This window comes from Paenibacillus doosanensis (assembly GCF_025060755.1).
GTDB lineage: Bacteria > Bacillota > Bacilli > Paenibacillales > NBRC-103111 > Paenibacillus_S > Paenibacillus_S doosanensis.
Genome location: NZ_JANYUY010000003.1, coordinates 40,040 through 57,723, shown reverse-complemented (window position 1 = coordinate 57,723; position 17,684 = coordinate 40,040). Strand labels below are relative to the sequence as shown.

The 17,684-nt window shown below is 56.4% G+C and carries 15 protein-coding genes; 7 read left to right on the top strand and 8 right to left on the bottom strand.

Annotation, left to right across the window (positions count from 1 at the left end; all coding sequences use genetic code 11):
* Positions 1 to 5 precede the first annotated feature (5 nt).
* The 7 genes from N0M98_RS04035 to mtnB all read left to right on the top strand — a co-directional run bounded on the left by N0M98_RS04035 (position 6) and on the right by mtnB (position 7,512).
* On the top strand, positions 6 to 1,211 hold the full coding sequence (locus tag N0M98_RS04035; protein ID WP_259617024.1) for a pyridoxal phosphate-dependent aminotransferase: 1,206 nt from the start codon (positions 6 to 8) through the stop codon (positions 1,209 to 1,211).
* A gap of 342 nt (positions 1,212 to 1,553) precedes the next feature.
* Positions 1,554 to 2,669, top strand: coding sequence for a glutamate 5-kinase (gene proB, locus N0M98_RS04030; RefSeq protein WP_259617023.1), 1,116 nt, complete (start codon positions 1,554 to 1,556; stop codon positions 2,667 to 2,669).
* A 51-nt stretch (positions 2,670 to 2,720) separates the two neighbouring features.
* The gene (locus N0M98_RS04025) at positions 2,721 to 3,995 is read left to right on the top strand and encodes a glutamate-5-semialdehyde dehydrogenase (protein WP_249862586.1); all 1,275 of its coding nucleotides are present in this window, start codon (positions 2,721 to 2,723) and stop codon (positions 3,993 to 3,995) included.
* Between the two features lie 58 nt (positions 3,996 to 4,053).
* Entirely contained in the window at positions 4,054 to 4,929 is an 876-nt protein-coding gene (gene proC, locus N0M98_RS04020) for a pyrroline-5-carboxylate reductase (protein WP_259617022.1), read from the top strand.
* A 14-nt stretch (positions 4,930 to 4,943) separates the two neighbouring features.
* On the top strand, positions 4,944 to 6,218 hold the full coding sequence (locus N0M98_RS04015) for a 2,3-diketo-5-methylthiopentyl-1-phosphate enolase (protein ID WP_249862584.1): 1,275 nt from the start codon (positions 4,944 to 4,946) through the stop codon (positions 6,216 to 6,218).
* Positions 6,215 to 6,877, top strand: a complete 663-nt coding sequence (locus tag N0M98_RS04010) for a 2-hydroxy-3-keto-5-methylthiopentenyl-1-phosphate phosphatase (RefSeq protein WP_249862583.1) — start codon at positions 6,215 to 6,217, stop codon at positions 6,875 to 6,877. The genes N0M98_RS04015 and N0M98_RS04010 overlap by 4 nt, the downstream gene beginning before the upstream one ends.
* On the top strand, positions 6,874 to 7,512 hold the full coding sequence (gene mtnB / locus N0M98_RS04005; RefSeq protein ID WP_249862582.1) for a methylthioribulose 1-phosphate dehydratase: 639 nt from the start codon (positions 6,874 to 6,876) through the stop codon (positions 7,510 to 7,512). Before N0M98_RS04010 ends, mtnB begins: the two co-directional genes overlap by 4 nt.
* 232 nt (positions 7,513 to 7,744) lie before the next feature.
* Here the strand turns inward: mtnB and N0M98_RS04000 are convergent, their stop codons facing one another.
* The 8 genes from N0M98_RS04000 to pyrR all read right to left on the bottom strand — a co-directional run bounded on the left by N0M98_RS04000 (position 7,745) and on the right by pyrR (position 17,612).
* Positions 7,745 to 8,542, bottom strand: coding sequence for a DL-endopeptidase inhibitor IseA family protein (locus tag N0M98_RS04000; RefSeq protein WP_259617021.1), 798 nt, complete (start codon positions 8,540 to 8,542; stop codon positions 7,745 to 7,747).
* A gap of 192 nt (positions 8,543 to 8,734) precedes the next feature.
* Positions 8,735 to 9,391, bottom strand: a complete 657-nt coding sequence (pyrE, locus tag N0M98_RS03995; protein WP_249862580.1) for an orotate phosphoribosyltransferase — start codon at positions 9,389 to 9,391, stop codon at positions 8,735 to 8,737.
* Between the two features lie 12 nt (positions 9,392 to 9,403).
* Positions 9,404 to 10,135, bottom strand: a complete 732-nt coding sequence (gene pyrF, locus N0M98_RS03990) for an orotidine-5'-phosphate decarboxylase (RefSeq protein ID WP_249862579.1) — start codon at positions 10,133 to 10,135, stop codon at positions 9,404 to 9,406.
* A 143-nt stretch (positions 10,136 to 10,278) separates the two neighbouring features.
* Positions 10,279 to 13,494, bottom strand: coding sequence for a carbamoyl-phosphate synthase large subunit (carB, locus tag N0M98_RS03985; RefSeq protein WP_249862578.1), 3,216 nt, complete (start codon positions 13,492 to 13,494; stop codon positions 10,279 to 10,281).
* Positions 13,481 to 14,668, bottom strand: coding sequence for a glutamine-hydrolyzing carbamoyl-phosphate synthase small subunit (gene carA / locus N0M98_RS03980; protein WP_259617020.1), 1,188 nt, complete (start codon positions 14,666 to 14,668; stop codon positions 13,481 to 13,483). Before carA ends, carB begins: the two co-directional genes overlap by 14 nt.
* Before the next feature lie 103 nt (positions 14,669 to 14,771).
* Positions 14,772 to 16,055, bottom strand: a complete 1,284-nt coding sequence (gene pyrC / locus N0M98_RS03975) for a dihydroorotase (RefSeq protein WP_259617019.1) — start codon at positions 16,053 to 16,055, stop codon at positions 14,772 to 14,774.
* 94 nt (positions 16,056 to 16,149) lie between these two features.
* Entirely contained in the window at positions 16,150 to 17,058 is a 909-nt protein-coding gene (locus N0M98_RS03970) for an aspartate carbamoyltransferase catalytic subunit (RefSeq protein ID WP_259617018.1), read from the bottom strand.
* Positions 17,055 to 17,612 carry a bifunctional pyr operon transcriptional regulator/uracil phosphoribosyltransferase PyrR gene (gene pyrR, locus N0M98_RS03965; RefSeq protein WP_259617110.1) on the bottom strand — a complete coding sequence of 186 codons (558 nt, stop codon included), beginning with the start codon at positions 17,610 to 17,612 and terminating at the stop codon, positions 17,055 to 17,057. Before pyrR ends, N0M98_RS03970 begins: the two co-directional genes overlap by 4 nt.
* Between the last annotated feature and the right edge of the window lie 72 nt (positions 17,613 to 17,684).

Genomic DNA, 17,684 nt, shown 5'->3' with positions numbered 1-17,684 from the left:
CATAGATGAGTTCTGCTTCATCATCCAGTATTTCCGCATTTCCCATTCAGCCTGCCGAGCGTATGCAGGAGCTGCCGACGCAATTTTTCGCCAAGCTGGTAGGCAAAGCGAACGTGCAGATCGCCGCCGGACATGACGTCATCAACCTCGGTCAAGGCAATCCCGATCAGCCTACGCCTGCCCATATCGTCAAGAAGCTGCAGGAAGCGGCCGAAAATCCGCTGTATCATCGCTATCCTCCGTTCAACGGGTTTTTGTTTCTGAAACAAGCCGTAGCCCGGCGTTACAAGGAGGATTACAATGTGGATCTCGATCCCGAGACCGAGGTCGCCATCTTGTTCGGGGGAAAAACGGGGCTCGTCGAAATCAGCCAATGTCTGCTGAATCCGGGCGACGTCTGCCTCGTCCCCGACCCGGGCTATCCGGATTACTGGTCCGGCGTCGCGCTGGCCGGCGCGCGCATGTCGTTTATGCCGCTGCGGGAGGCGAACGCGTTTTTGCCCGACTACAGCTCCATCCCTCAGGAAGACTTGAACAAGGCCAAGCTGATGTTCATCAATTATCCGAACAATCCGACCGCCGTTTCGGCTCCGGCTTCCTTCTATGAAGAGACGATCCGCTTCGCCGCCAAAAACGGCATCGTCGTAGCGAGCGACTTCGCATACGGCGCCCTTGGCTTCGACGGCCAGAAGCCGGTCAGCTTCCTGCAGCAGCCGGGAGCCAAAGAAGTCGGCGTCGAGTTTTACACGCTGTCCAAGACGTACAATATGGCCGGATGGCGCGTCGGCTTCGCCCTCGGCAACAAGGAAATCGTGCGGATGATCAATCTGATTCAGGATCATTACTACTGCAGCTTGTTCGGAGGCATCCAGGAGGCGGCCGCGGCCGCGCTGACAGGACCGCAGGACTGCGTGCAGGAGCTCCTCGCCATGTATCAGGGCCGCCGGGACGCCCTCTTTGCGGCGCTTGACCGGATCGGGTGGAAGGCGAACCGTTCCCAGGGCTCTTTCTTTACTTGGCTTCCGGTGCCCAAGGGACACACTTCCGAAACGCTGGCCGACCTGCTGCTGGAGGAAGCGAAAATTGTCGTAGCGCCGGGGATCGGCTTCGGCGAGCATGGCGAAGGCTATGTGCGCCTCGGACTGCTGACGCCGGAAGCGCGCCTGCAGGAAGCGGTGGAACGCGTAGCCAAGCTGAATTTATTCGGCTAGACGCCGCGCGCTGCGACCTTTACAAAACCGCCGTTTCCGTGCTATGCTAATAAGAAATCGAAACGTGATGATGGGAACAGTAGGAAGTCCATACGCGCTCAGAGAGTAAATTCCACCGGCTGCGAGAATTTACCGCGAACACTGTCCGAACCCGCCCCGGAACGGCCAACGACGAGTTGGACGGCTCTGCCTTGCCGTTAATAAGGTCTGGATTGAGTTGGATGTTTATCATCAATTAAGGTGGTACCGCGGAAGATTAAAGCTTTCGTCCTTAGAGGACGGAAGCTTTTTGTGCTTTCATGCGAAATATTTTTGAAAATGGGAGAAAGAAGTGATTCATCCATGCAGCAAACCATCGTGATCAAAATCGGCAGCAGCTCCTTGACCTCCGACGAGGGCGGACTGAACCGTCATAAAATCGCTTTTTTCGCTTCGGAGCTATCGAAGCTGCATCATAAAGGCTATCAAGTGCTGCTCGTTACATCCGGGGCGGTAGCGGCGGGCTTTCGCGAGATGGGATACATAAGCAGGCCGAAGCTGCTGCATGAAAAGCAGGCTTCCGCTTCCGTCGGCCAGGCGCTGCTGATGCAGGCGTACCACGAAGCCTTCGCTTCCCACAGCGTCGGCGTCGCGCAAATTTTGCTGACGCGCTCGGACTTCTCGAACCGCCAGCGCATTCATAACGCCTCCATGACGATTGAAGAGCTGCTGAAGCATCGCGTCATTCCGATCATCAATGAAAACGACACCGTCGTCGTCGATGAGCTCAAGTTCGGCGACAACGACATGCTCTCGGCGCTCGTCGCCAACCTGGTACGCGCTCGTCAGCTCGCGATATTGACGGATGTCGACGGATTGTATACGGACAATCCGCGCAGCAATCCGGATGCCAAGCGTCTCGGCCGCGTCGACGAAATCGGCGAGGAAATATACCGGATCGCCGGGGGCTCCGGATCGTCCGTAGGCACCGGCGGCATGCGCTCCAAGATTGAAGCGGCCCGGATCGCGACGCGCGGAGGCGTTCCGGTATTTATCGGCCGGGTCGCCGAAGAAGGCGACCTCCGGGCGGCCATCGAAGGTGACGGCAAGGGCACCTACTTCGTCACAAGCGAGCATAATCTCCCGATGAAAAAGCAGTGGCTCGGCTTCCACTCTTCTCCCCAAGGCCGCATCACCGTCGACGCGGGAGCGGAGCACGCCCTTGCCGTCGGCGGAAGAAGCCTCCTGCCGGCCGGGGTCGTAGCCGTTACCGGCGATTTTCACCCGGGCGACGTCGTCGAGGTCGTAAATGTCGACAATCAGACGATCGGCCGCGGCGTCGTCAATTACGCCAATTGGCAGCTGCAGGCGGTTGCCGGCCTCAGCACGGAAGAAGTGCAGAAGCGCATTGAGGTTAACCGGATTGAAGTCATTCACCGGGATGAATGGATCACGTTATCCGTTCATAAACAGATGTAACGAACTCCGGGAATATCCCGTCCATACCATCACGCGAGGAGGAATTTAAAGATGTCAACTCAACACACAGCAACTACGGCGAGCGAAGTCGTTCAGAAAGCGACGCTGGCCAAACATGCGGCGCCTCCGTTGGCGCTGGCTACAACCGAGCAAAAGAACAGCGCGCTCCACGCGATGGCCGACGCCTTGATCAAGGAGACGGCTTCCATTATAGCCGCCAATGCGGAGGATTTGCGACAGGGCAAGGAAAACGGCACCAGCTCTTCCCTGCTCGACCGGATCGCGCTCAATGAGCAGCGGATCGCCGGCATCGCGCAAGGGCTGCGCGAGGTAGCCTTGCTTCCCGATCCGATCGGCGACCAATTGGCGGAGTTTACCCGTCCGAACGGGCTGCATATCCGCAAAGTCCGCGTCCCTATCGGCGTCATCGGAATCATCTACGAAGCCCGCCCTAACGTCACGGTAGACGCCGCCGCCCTGTGCCTGAAAACCGGCAACGCGGTCGTACTGCGGGGCGGGTCCGCGGCTCTTCATTCCAATAAACGCATCGTCGAAGTGCTGCACGAAGCGCTCCGCGATACCGAGCTTCCGGCGGATGCTTTGCAGCTCGTTATAGATCCAAGCCGCGCCTCCGTCGACGAGATGCTGAAGCTTAACGGCCTGCTCGACGTGCTTATCCCGCGCGGCGGACATTCTCTAATCCAGAATGTCGTACGCAATGCGACGGTTCCCGTGATTGAAACGGGCGCAGGCATTTGTCATACTTATATTGACGAAACCGCACAATATGAGATGGCGCTGAACATCGCGCTGAACGCCAAGGTGCAGCGGCCTTCCGTGTGCAACTCGATGGAGACGCTGCTGGTGCATGAAGCCTTCGCCGAGCGGCATTTGGCACAGCTTGCGGAAGCATTCGGCGCCAGCGGCGTGGAGCTGCGCGGCAGCGCTTCGGCCCGGCTGCTTGTTCCTTCAATGAAAGAAGCGGCGGACGAAGATTGGGATACGGAATATAACGACTATATTCTCAATATCCGCGTCGTGTCTTCACTGGACGAAGCGATGGCTCATATCGGGGCTCATGGAACGAAGCACTCCGAGTGCATCGTCACGGAAAATCAGGAGAATGCTGCGCGCTTCCTGGAAACGATCGATGCGGCTGCCGTCTATCACAACGCCTCCACCCGATTCACCGACGGCTTTGAATTCGGCTTCGGGGCGGAGATCGGCATCAGCACGCAGAAGCTGCATGCGCGCGGTCCTATGGGACTGCCCGAGCTGACTTCGAGCAAATATTTGATCAGCGGCAGCGGTCAAATCCGCGGTTAACATAGAAGCAGGCTCGTCGAGCGCGCGCCTGCAATTTCTTTACGAGGAGCTACTTATCATGACCAAATCCGGCTTATCCAGCGCAAGCATCACCTTCGTCGGAGCCGGCTCGATGGCGGAAGCGATCGTCCGCGGGCTGACTTCGCAGCAGGACGGGAACCCGTCCCGCATTACTATGATCAACCGCTCCAACCAGGAGCGGCTGATGGAGCTTCACGAGCGCTACGGCGTCAGCTGCGCGGCAGACGACGCCGCCAAAGCCGCCGCCATCGCGCAAGCCGATGTGATCGTCGCAGCCTTCAAGCCGAAGGATGCCATCGAAGGCTTGAAGGCGCTCGCCCCGCAGCTGACTAGCGGGCAGCTGCTTGTATCCGTGATCGCCGGATTGTCGATCTCGACAATCGAGGCGGTCATCGGCGTGAGCGGACAGCCTATCGTCCGCACGATGCCCAATACGTCCAGCTCTATCGGACTGGGCGCGACGGGCCTCAGCTTCTCGGCCGCCGTCAGCGCCGAACAGCGGCAGCTTGCCATCGACATCTTCGCCTCCACCGGCATCGTTTCCGTCGTAGAAGAGTCGAAGCTTGATATCGTCACCGGCGTATCGGGCAGCGGCCCCGCTTACATCTATTATATGATGGAAGCGATGATCGAAGGCGGCATCCGCGGCGGTCTCTCGCCGGAAGCGGCCAGAGAGCTGACGGTGCAGACCGTGCTGGGCGCCGCCAAAATGGTCGAGCTGACCGGCGAAGAGCCTGCCGAGCTGCGCCGCAAGGTAACCTCGCCGAACGGGACGACCCAAGCGGCGATTGAGACGCTCGACCGCCATGATTTCGCCGTGGGCGTAACCCAAGCCGTTCTCCGCTGCGCGGAGCGCGCGGCGGAGCTTGGAGACGCGATCACGTCCCAAGCCGCTACAGTTCAATCCAAATAAAGTAGGTGTACGTTTTGTCCAATTCTTATTGCGTTGCCACATATCGCTGCCATGATGAAAAAGCCGACTTCGCGAAAAAAGCGCAAGGCATCGCCGTCGGTTTGACCGTCGGCAGCTGGACCGATCTGCCGGAAACGAAGAAAGCCGAGATGCAGCGCCATCTGGGCCAAGTTGTCGACGTCAAGGTGCATGAGCCGGCTCCCGGCGCTCCCGCATCGGAGCGCTATGCCGATATTTCCATCGCTTATCCCGACGCCAATTTCAGCCGCGATATTCCTGCGCTGCTCGTCACCGTCTTCGGCAAGCTGTCGATGGACGGCAAGGTTAAGCTCATTGATTTGTCGTTCTCCGAAGATTTCCTATCGGCCTTCCCCGGTCCGAAATTCGGTATGCAAGGCGTTCGCGAGCTGCTCGGCGTCCATGACCGCCCGCTGCTTATGAGCATTTTCAAATCGGTGATCGGCCATGATCTGGATACGCTGCGCGAGCAGTTTTACTTGCAAGCCGCGGGCGGCGTCGATTTGATCAAAGACGATGAAATCTTGTTCGAAAACCCGCTGACGCCGATTGAAAAGCGCGTGGAGGCATGCCTGCAGGCGGCGGCTCAGGCCGAACAGAAAACCGGCCAAAAGCTGCTCTACGCGACGAACTTGACCGGACCTACGTTCGGCCTGCTCGATCAAGCCCGCAAAGCGGTTGCGACCGGTGCCAACGCGCTGCTGTTCAACGTGTTGGCTTACGGCTTCGACGTGCTAAGCGAGCTGAGCCGCCATCCGGAAATCAACGTTCCGATCATGGCTCATCCGGCGATGGCCGGCGCATATTATCCGTCGCCGCATTACGGCATTGCGGCCAATGTGCTGCTCGGCAAGCTGATGAGGCTCTCCGGCGCCGATCTCGTGCTGTTCCCGTCGCCATACGGCTCCGTCGTCATGCCGCGCGAAGAAAATATGGCGATCAAGGAAGTGCTGCTGACCGAGCGCGCATCCGATTACATTTATTCCCGGGACGGCCGTCCGCAAGGCGCGCTGCCGCTCAAAACGAGCTTCCCCGTACCGTCCGCGGGTATTCATCCGGGTCTTGTACCGCTCATCCTTAAGGACTTCGGCGAGCAGGTCATTGTGAACGCAGGCGGCGGCATTCACGGCCATCCGATGGGCACCATTGCCGGCGGACAAGCATTCCGTCAAGCGATAGCAGCCTGCCAAGCCGGGCAATCGCTTAGAGCGTACGCGGAAAACCATCCTGAGCTAAAAGCGGCTATCGACGCTTGGGGAATTCGCGAATGACCAAGAAGCAGATCATCTTTTGCGACTTCGACGGCACGATTACCGTCAACGACAATATCGTCGCCATCATGAAGCATTTTCAGCCGCCGGGATGGGATCAACTGGTCGAGCAGGTGCTCGCCAAGACGATCTCGATTCGCGAAGGCGTCGGCCGGATGTTCGCGCTGCTCCCAACATCGCGCAAGCAGGAAGTCGTCGATTTTGCGATAGGCAATGTGCGGATACGGCCGGGCTTCCAGCAGCTGCTCGATTACTGCCGCCATAACGGCATCGAATTTTACGTGACGAGCGGCGGGATCGATTTCTTCGTCTATCCCGTCCTATCGCAATTTCCGATTCCGAAAGATCATATTTACTGCAACGGCAGCGATTTTAGCGATAACCATATCCGAATATTATGGCCTCACGCTTGCGACGAGCATTGCCATAACGATTGCGGCATGTGCAAAACCGCGATCATCCGCCGCTATTCGCCGGAGCAATACGACCGCATCATGATCGGCGACAGCGTCACCGATTTCGAAGGCGCGAAGCTGGTAGAGACTGTATTCGCCCGCTCCATTCTCGTCGATCTGTGCAAAGATTTGGGGTTGAATTATTATGCCTTTGACGATTTCCACGATATCGTCAAGCAGCTTGAGGAGTTGAAAGTACAGTGAGCAACCTTCGTCTGGAAGAAAAGCAGCAGGCATTCGCCGAGCTAAAAGAGATTAAAACGATTTTGGCCGCCAAAGGCTGGTTTCCCGCAACCAGCGGCAACCTGTCCATCCGGGTCGGCGATTTCGCGCCGGAACAGTTCACCTTCGCCATTACGGCCAGCGGTAAAGACAAGTCGGTCAACACGCCGTCGGACTTTTTGCTGGTGGATCAAGACGGGAAGCCTACCGATGCGACAAGCCTCAAGCCTTCCGCCGAAACGCTGATCCATTGCGAGATCTATAAGGCTACCGGCTGCGGAGCGATTTTTCACGTGCATACCGTGTTCAATAACCTCGCCTCCGAGCTGTTCTGGGAACGCGGATCGATCCCCGTCGAAGGCGTCGAGTTGATCAAGGCATTCAATATTTGGGAAGAGGACGCGCAGATCGAGGTGCCGATTCTTCCGAACTATGCGGATATTCCGCGGATCGCCGAGCTGGTTCAAGGCGCTATCGTTCCTCGTGTGCCGGGGATTATGCTGCGCAAGCACGGCATTTACGCTTGGGGCGCGAACGCCTTCGAAGCGAAGCGCAACCTGGAAGCATTCGAATATTTATTCGAATACGTGTACCGCTGGGAATTGCTGAAAAAATAGCGAGTTATTAAAACGAAAAGGCGCGGCTCTGTTGAGAGAGCTCGCGCCTTTTTTTGATGCAATCCTAAGAGTCTGTCCGACGGAGTGCCTTTTGTGCATAGCGAATGAATAATGACTGTATATTTCATATATATACCTTCCACGTCGTTCATCGGACAGACTACTCCTAACTTTTGAACCGCTAAAGCGGGGACAATCCGTCGCCCGGCAGGTATGCCGCTTGGCGGTCAGCTTAGCGCATTTTGGGCATCCGCCAGCCTTGGCCTTTGACGTATTCGAAAGCGACCTTCTGCGTTGACGTCTTGCTCTCGCCCGAAGGCATTTCAATCCCTTCGCGAACCGGCACCTCGAAATCGACCTCCGCAGTGCTGCCGATAACCGCCTTTTCCTTGATGCGTGCTTTATCCCAATCATAGATCGTCCCGCCGTCGGCCGCCTGCAGCGCCAGCTTGCCGTTGACCTCGGTCAAACCGTGCTCCTTGATGAACGTATCCACGTAATCCGGGGTAAACACTTCCCCCAAATACTTTTTCACCTCGGCGATCGTATTGAAGCCGCAAGAATAGCTGCGGCTCACCTCGTCTCCGGGAATATGCACCGATTCATAATTGCAGACGGAATTGCCCTTCACGGGTCCGCCGCTCGCCACCTCATACACTCTCGCCGATTGGGCGATCAGCTCCATTACCTGTTGATCGGTTAGCGCCAGCGTCGGAATCACTTCGTCTTCAAGCGAATCGATATAGATGCTGTTCTTCTCCCCGTCCCATTTGACCTGCTGGCTCAGCGCCTGCGCTATCGCCCGGATAGGAAGGTATGTAGTCCCTTCGTAAATAAAAGGCTCCACGATTTGGCCGTCCGAATCTTTGGGCACGACAGGCTGGCCGTTCACGAACAGCTTGATTTGGTTATACGTGGCCGTTATCGGCTTGACCATCGGATTGTCGGCAAACACGGCAGAAGCCGACATCAAAACCGTTGCTGAAGCGGCTCCAAGCACGAATCCTTTCCATTTGTCTTTGAAGCTCATGCGACAACCTCCACCATCGTAGTTCATTCCATTGCCGTGTAAAATACGGCTCTCTATCAAAATAGTAATTCTATTATAAATTCCAAACGCCGGATCGTATATAGCCTCGGCCCGGCTTCTGCAAAAAAAACCCTCGGCTCCAATCTTAAGGGGCGCGAGGGCATTACCGTCCAGCCTAACCTGCTGTGCTGCTTATTTACCGTATTCGCTTGGGTTCAGCCGCCATGCTTTCAACACTTCGATATCTTCCTGACGAATGCTTCCCTGCTTCAGAGCGACGTCGACCAGCGTCGTATAGTTGGTCAACGTTTCAAAAGGAACGGCTGCGCCGCGGAACGCCTCCGCCGCTTTCTCGAACTGATAGGAGAAAATCCCGAGCACTCCGAGCGCATTCGCCCCCGCTTCATTGACGGCCAAAGCGACTTTCAGCGAGCTGCCTCCGGTGGAGATCAAGTCTTCGATAACCACCGTTTTTTGTCCCGGCTTGATTACGCCTTCGATTAAATTTTCCTTGCCGTGGCCTTTCGCTTTATCGCGCACGTAAACCATTGGCAGATTAAGCTTTTGCGCGACCCAAGCCGCATGAGGAATTCCCCCTGTGGCGGCTCCGGCGATCACCTCGACATCCGGGAAATTGGCGCGGATTAAAGATACGAAGCCGTCGGCAATCCGCTCGCGGATGTCCGGGTACGAGATCGTCAAGCGATTGTCGCAATAAATCGGCGATTTCAGCCCCGAAGTCCAGGTGAACGGCTGGTTCGGGCGAAGAGCTACCGCTTGAATCTGCAGCAGCGATGCTGCGATTTGCTCGGCTAGCTCCGGATTGGTCGTAATCGATTGGGTACTCATGGCAAATCTCCTTTATATTAAAATAGTCTCAATAATCGCTTCCAGCGCGCTTCTAGGGTCCTTGGCAGCCGTTATCGGACGGCCGATGACTACATAATCGGTTCCTTGGGCGAAAGCTTCCTGAGGCGTCATTACGCGCGACTGATCGCCGATGTCCGCGCCTGCCGGACGAATGCCCGGGGTTACTGTGAAGAAGCCGCTTCCGCAGGCCGCCTTAATCCGCGTCACTTCGAGCGGCGAAGCCACAACGCCTTGCAGCCCCGCGCTTTGCGCGAGCCGTGCGTAGCGCAGCACCGCTTCTTCCACGCTTCCGGCAACCCCTATTTCTTCGTTCATTACCGTCTGGCTGGTGCTCGTCAGCTGCGTCACCGCGATGACGATAGGGCGGCTCGCTCCGTTCATCCCGCCGAGCGCTTTGTCAACGCCCTCCAGCGCCGCTTCCAGCATCTGCTTGCCCCCGGCCGCATGCACGTTGAACATATCCACACCGAGCCGGGTTACGCTTTCCGAGCCGCCTTTTACCGTATTCGGAATATCGTGCATTTTCACATCGAGGAACACTTTGTAGCCTTTCTCTTTCAACCCGGCCACAAACTGCGGGCCCGCGCTGTAGAACAGCTGCATGCCGACTTTCATATAACACGGAATCCCTTGCAAAGCCTGCAGCAGCTGCTCGGCCGATGCGGCATCCGGATAGTCCAGAGCCACCATGATCCGTTCGGCGACGTTGGTTTGTGTTGACATCGTGTACCTCCCATAAAAAAGTTCGGTTTGGTCAAAAAGCGTACCACTCTTTTCGCCAACTCTTCGCGAGCCTAATCAAGGGATTAGCACAGCATCCCTCCGTTTGCAGTCCCGGGTTACTGTGCTAATCGATAGGTTATTTATTATGCGTGATGCGCAGGCATCGGTCTCGATTGGAAATTGATCGCTTCCAGCATATGCCACAGCGCTCTTACCGTATCCAGCGAGGTCATGCACACGACGCCGTTCTCTACCGCTTCACGGCGGATGCGGAATCCGTCGCGCTCCGGCGTCTTGCCTTTGGTCAGCGTATTGACGACGAAGTGGGCTTCGCCGTTGCGGATCAGGTCGAGAATGTTCGGCGATCCTTCGCTCAGCTTGTTCACATGAGTAACATGCAATCCGGCTTCTTCCAGCGCCTTGGCCGTACCGCCTGTCGCTACGATTTTATATCCGAGGTTGTAGAAGCCGGTCAATATTTCGATCGCTTCCGCTTTATCTTTATCCGCTACCGTGGCAATAATGGCGCCTGTCGGCGGAATTTTCATTCCGGAGCCGATCAGCCCTTTGTACAACGCTTTGGCAAACGTATGGTCGCGGCCCATAACTTCGCCCGTCGATTTCATTTCCGGTCCGAGCGTCGTATCTACGCGGCGCAGCTTGGCGAAGGAGAATACCGGAACTTTGACCGATACGTACTCGTCTTCCGGCCACAAGCCCGTCTGATAGCCCATATCGGCCAATTTCTCGCCCATAATGAGTCTTGTCGCTACGTTCGCCATCGGAATCTTCGTTACTTTGCTCAAGAACGGCACCGTTCTGGAGGAGCGCGGATTCACTTCGATAACATATGCCTGGTCTTGATAAATAACGAACTGGATGTTCACCAGACCTACGACTTGCAGCCCTCTGGCGATCTTCGTCGTAATGTCGATAATTTGCTGCTTGATGTCCTCCGAGATCGTTTGCGGCGGATAGACGGCGATGGAGTCTCCGGAGTGAACGCCCGCTCTTTCGACATGCTCCATGATGCCCGGGATCAATACGGTGTCTTTATCGCAAATCGCGTCAACCTCGACCTCTTTGCCGAGCATATAACGGTCGATCAGTACCGGATGCTCCGGATTGATTTTGACCGCATATTCCATGTAGCTCAGCAGCTCTTCGTCGGAATAAACGATTTCCATCGCCCGGCCGCCCAATACGTACGATGGACGAACGAGCACAGGGTAGCCGAATCTCGAAGCCATGCCGACCGCTTGATCGACGGATGTGACCGTGCCGCCCGGAGGCTGCGCAATGTTCAAGCCGCGCAGCAGCGCTTCGAACTTTTTGCGGTCTTCGGCCGCATCGATGTTTTCCAGATCGGTACCGAGAATTTTCACGCCTGCCTTGGCCAGCGGAGCCGCCAGGTTAATCGCCGTTTGACCGCCGAATTGAACGATAACGCCGATCGGCTTCTCATGCTCGATCACGTTCATGACGTCTTCGAAGAACAGCGGCTCGAAATACAGACGGTCCGATGTGTTAAAGTCCGTCGATACGGTTTCCGGATTGTTGTTGATAATAACCGCTTCATAGCCTGCCGCCTGGATCGCCCATACCGCGTGCACGGTAGAATAGTCGAACTCGATCCCTTGGCCGATCCGGATCGGGCCGGAGCCTAAGACGACGACTTTTTGCTTGGTCGTTTCCTTCACTTCGTCTTCGGTCTCGTATGTCGAGTAGTAGTAAGGCGTCGTCGCTTCGAACTCGGCCGCGCAAGTATCGACCATTTTGTAAACCGGCTTCAAGTTCAAGCTGAGACGGTATGCGCGGATGTCGGCTTCTTGCGTAAAGTTGAGCCCGTTACCCGCATTGCTGCGGATTTCGGCGATCGCGCGGTCCGTGAACCCTTTGCGCTTCGCTTGATACAGCAGCTCTTCCGTCAATTCGGGCTGCAGCAGCTGCTCCTCGAATTGAATCAGCCCTTCGAGCTTGCTCAAGAACCACCAGTCGATCTTGGTCAAATCCTGGATTTGCTGGAGCGTGTAGCCGCGGCGGAACGCTTCGGCGATCAGGAACATCCGCTCGTCATCCGGCTTCGCCAGACGCGTTTCCAGCGTCTCTTGGTCGAGCAGGTCGGTTTCTTTCAGATAGAGGCGGTGAACGCCGATTTCGAGCGAACGGATCGCTTTATGAATCGATTCCTCGAACGTGCGGCCGATGGCCATCACTTCGCCAGTCGCCTTCATTTGCGTGCCGAGCTTGCGGTTCGCCGCCGTAAATTTGTCGAACGGCCAGCGAGGAATTTTCGATACGATGTAGTCGAGCGTCGGCTCAAAGCATGCATAGGTTTGTCCCGTAACCGGGTTGATGATTTCATCGAGCGTATAACCGATCGCGATTTTCGCCGCCATTTTGGCAATCGGATAACCGGTTGCTTTGGAAGCAAGCGCCGAGGAACGGCTGACGCGCGGGTTTACCTCGATGACATAGTATTGATAGCTGAACGGGTCCAGCGCGAATTGCACGTTACATCCGCCTTCGATATTCAAAGCGCGGATAATTTTCAGCGATGCCGAACGCAGCATTTGATATTCGCGGTCGGACAGCGTCTGGCTAGGCGCCACGACGATACTGTCGCCGGTATGCACGCCCACCGGATCGAAGTTTTCCATGTTACATACGACGATACAGTTGTCGTTGGCGTCGCGCATCACTTCGTATTCGACTTCCTTCATGCCGGCGATGCTTTTCTCGATCAGACATTGGCCGATCGGGCTGTAGCGGATACCGGAAGCTACCGTCTCCAGCAGCTCTTCTTCGTTCGCGCAAATGCCGCCGCCGGTGCCGCCGAGCGTATAAGCCGGACGCACGATGATCGGATAACCGATCTCATTGGCGAAATCTACGGCTTCCTTCACGGTCGTGACGATGGTGCTGTCCGGAACCGGCTGCTCCAGCTCGCGCATCAAATCGCGGAACAAGTCGCGGTCCTCCGCTTTCTCGATCGCGGTAAGCTGCGTGCCGAGCAGCTTCACGTTCTCGCGCTCCAGCACGCCGGCGCGCGCCAGTTCTACGGCCATGTTGAGGCCCGTTTGCCCGCCTAGCGTCGGCAGCAAGCCGTCGGGACGCTCCTGACGAATGATCTGGGTTACGAAGTCCAGCGTGATCGGCTCGATGTATACCTTGTCCGCCATATTCGTATCCGTCATGATCGTAGCCGGGTTGCTGTTGATCAGCACGACTTCCATTCCTTCTTCTTTCAAGGCTTGGCAAGCCTGAGTACCGGCATAGTCGAACTCAGCCGCTTGTCCGATGACGATCGGACCGGAACCGATAACTAATATTTTTTTCAAGCTATTATTTTTTGGCATAGTGCAGTTCTCCTTTCGATGCAGGGGCAGCAGCGCCCGCAGGCTCCAGACCTTGCTTGGAAGCGGCGGAAATTTGCGCTTGTCTCGGAAGCGCCGGCTTCGCTTGTTTGAATTCGCGGATCATGGCAATGAAATCATCGAACAGATAGCTGGAGTCGTAAGGCCCCGGAGCCGCCTCAGGATGGTATTGGACCGAGAATGCAGCATGCTTCTTATGTTTCAATCCTTCGACAGTGCCGTCGTTGTTGTTGATATGCGTCACTTCCAGCTCCGTGCCGGCGATGGAAGCATCGTTAACCGTATAACCGTGGTTTTGCGAAGTAATGTAGCAGCGGTTCGTCTTCAAGTCTTTCACCGGATGGTTGCCGCCGCGATGACCGAATTTCAGCTTCTCCGTATCGGCTCCGCAAGCCAGAGCCAGCAGCTGATGACCAAGACAAATACCGAAGATCGGGTATTCGCCGAGAATTTCGGAAATCATTTTGGCCGCGTGAGGCACGTCCTTCGGATCCCCAGGGCCGTTCGACAGCATGATGCCGTCCGGAGCCAAGCGGCGGATTTGCTCGGCCGTCGTATCTTGCGGCACGACAACCACATCGCAGCCGCGGCTCGACAAGTCGCGGATAATGCCTGTCTTCGCGCCGAAATCGACGACGACGACGCGCTCTTTGGAGCCCGGGCAGCTGAATACGCTCTTGGTGGACACGCGGGAAACTTGATCGATCATCAGCGGATTCGCCTGCAGCTGCTCCATCAGCTCGGCGACCGATTTGTTCGATGTTGTCAAGAGCCCTTTCATTACCCCGTGATGACGAATGCGGCGGGTCAGCATGCGGGTATCGATGCCGCTGATGCCGATAATGCCGTACTCTTTAAGCAGGCTGTCTACCGAATATTCCGCTCTCCAGTTGCTTGGCACCGTCTCATGCTCGCGTACGACAAAGCCGTGAACGAACGGACGGATCGATTCGAAATCGTCTCTCGTAATCCCGTAGTTCCCGATCAAAGGGTACGTCATCGTCACGATTTGACCGCAATACGAAGGGTCCGACAACACCTCTTGATACCCTGTAATCCCTGTATTAAAAACGACCTCACCCGTCGATTCGCCTTCGCTGCCGAATGCCGTTCCGGTAAATAACGTGCCGTCTTCCAACAACAACCTTGCCTGCATCGTCTTCAACTCCTTATCTTTGTGTACAATCCTATGTGTAAACCGCGTTAACCGCGGAGGGGAATAACCGTTTGATTTGTAACGCTTATGTGTATTCCGATTATTATTCGGACCAGACGACTTTGCCGTCCACCATCGTCCAAGCGGGCCAGCCTTTCAGCTTCCAGCCGGTAAACGGCGTATTGCGTCCTTTGGAAGCGAACTCTGCCGGATTGACTTCCTTCTCCTGTTCCAGATCGATGATCGTCAGATCCGCCGTTTTGCCTACTTCGAGAGTGCCCTGCTTCAGACCGAATACTTGGGCCGGCAGCTTGGTCATTTTATCGACCAGGAACTGCAGCGTCCATTGTCCCGTAGCGACGAATTTGGTGTACAAGAGCGGGAACGCCGTTTCGAATCCGACGATGCCGAACGGAGCCAGATCGACGCCGCGCGCCTTCTCTTCCTCGCTGTGCGGAGCATGGTCCGTGACGACGATGTCGATCGTGCCGTCCAGCAGCCCTTCGATACAAGCCTGCACATCGCGCGGCGTGCGAAGCGGCGGATTCATTTTCCAGTTAGCGTCCATGCCCGGGATATCTTCGTCCGAGAGCAGCAGATGATGCGGGCATACCTCTGCGGTTACGTTGATGCCGAATTGCTTCGCATGGCGGATCAAGCGCACCGATTGCTCTGTGCTGACATGACAGACATGATAATGTACGCCCGTCGCTTCAGCCAGCAAAATATCACGGCCGACATGGATCGCTTCCGACTCGTTCGGAATGCCTTTCAAGCCGTGCTTTTTGGAAAAAGCGCCTTCGCTTACCCAAGCGCCCTCGACCAGGGTGTTGTCTTCGCAGTGGGCAATGACGGGCAGTCCGATCGACGCCGCTTTGGCCATCGCGTCCTTCATCATTTGCGCACTCTGCACGCCTACTCCGTCGTCCGTGTAGCCGATGACGCCGGCCGCTTTCAGCGCGTCGAAGTCGGTCAGCTCGCGACCCAGCTCGTTCTTCGTGATGCATCCGTAAGGAAGCACGCGTACGACGCCTTCCGTCTTGGCCTTGTCCAGCACATATTGAACCGTCTCCACCGTATCGATAACCGGGCGCGTATTCGGCATGCAGGCGATCGTCGTAAAACCGCCGCGAGCCGCGGAGCGCGTCCCCGTTGCGATCGTTTCCTTATGTTCGAAGCCGGGATCGCGAAGGTGTACGTGCATATCGATCAGCCCCGGCGCAAGCAGCTTGCCCGCCGCATCCACGACCGTGTGGCCCGCCGTATCCGGCTGACCGCTTGCCGCGTCGATAATGCTCTCAATCGTATTGCCTTCCACCAGAATATGCCGCGTCTCCAGCTCATTGCCTGAAGCGACAACTTGTGCGTTTAAGATCCAGATTCCCATAATACCCTCCCTGACTTGTTTATTTCATACTATATATTTTGCTACTATTGTGCCCAATCGTTGTTAACTGGCTCGTTATCCGGCGGGATGACCGTTAGCTAAGCGCCCGTTCGAGCACGGCCATGCGGATCGGCACGCCATGACTCATCTGCGCAAAAATTTTGGACCGTTCGCATTCGACCAGCGCATCGTCAATTTCCACGTCGCGGTTTACCGGAGCCGGGTGCATGATGATCGCGTGAGGCGCCATAGCCGATTCTCTGGCTGCCGTCAATCCGTAAGCTTCGCGGTAGTCCGCCGTCGATTTGAACACATTCTCTTCATGCCGCTCCAGCTGCACTCTCAGCATCATGACGACGTCGGCCTTGATAGCCTCGTCCATCGTAATATACGGCGCGTATGCCGCCAGCTCGGGAGCCTGCATGCTAGGAGGGGCGCAGAAGCTTACCTTGGCTCCCATCGTCTGCAAAGCCCACAAATTCGAGCGCGCGACGCGGCTGTGCTGAATATCGCCGACAATCGATACGCTCAGCCCTCTTAGATGGCCGAAATGCTTGCGCATCGTGTACAGATCGAGTAAAGCTTGCGTCGGATGCTCGTTGCTGCCGTCGCCTGCGTTAATGAGCGGCACCTTGACTTTCTCGGCCAGCTCGGCCAGCAGCCCGTTCGGCTTCATGCGAATGACCCCTGCGTCGATCCCCATCGATTCCAGCGTCTTGACGGTATCGTAAATCGATTCTCCCTTCTGGACGCTGGAGACGGCCGCAGCGAAGTTTAAAACCTCGGCGCCGAGACGCTTCTCGGCGACTTCGAACGAAAACCGCGTTCTCGTGCTGTTCTCGAAAAACATGTTGGCCACAAACCGGCCTTGCAGATGATTCGCCAGCTTCACCGGATATTGTTCCCAATAAGCGGCGCGGTCCAAGATCGAAGTAATGTCCTCCGCGCTCATTCCTTTGGTGCCAAGCAGATGCCTCTCCGCCGCAACTTTCAATTGTGTCATCCGTTTTGCCTCCTCTGTCCAGTTATGACGACTTGATCGGAACCGTCCACTTCGCTCAGCAATACCTCGATCTTCTCCAGACGGGAGGTCGGTATATTTTTCCCTACGTAGTCGGGCCGGATCGGAAGCTCCCGGTGTCCCCGGTCCACCAGCACCGCAAGCTGAATCATCTGCGGCCTTCCCAAATCCATCAAAGCGTCCATCGCCGCTCTGACCGTTCTGCCCGTAAAGAGCACATCGTCGAACAAAATAATTTTTTTATTGTGAATGTCCATCTCCGAGGCCGCTCCGGCTCCGGCGGCCGTTTGCTCCGTTTTTGCGGAACGGTCGTCGCGGTAGCGAGTCACGTCGATTTCCTCTACCGGAACCGGCACGTTCTCGATTTCCCGGATTTTTTCGGCGATTCGCCGCGCGAGGTAAATGCCCCGGGTCCGCACTCCAATCAGCATGCAATTTTCAAAACCTTTGTTTCTCTCCAGAATTTCGTGAGCGATCCGGGTCAGCGCGCGGCGCATGCCCGTCTCATCCATCAATACATGTTCTGTTTCCTGCACCAAGGTCTTCGACCTCCTGCCAAAAGTAGTTTGCCAAAACAAAAAACCTTGCACGGAGGCAAGGTTGTAGAC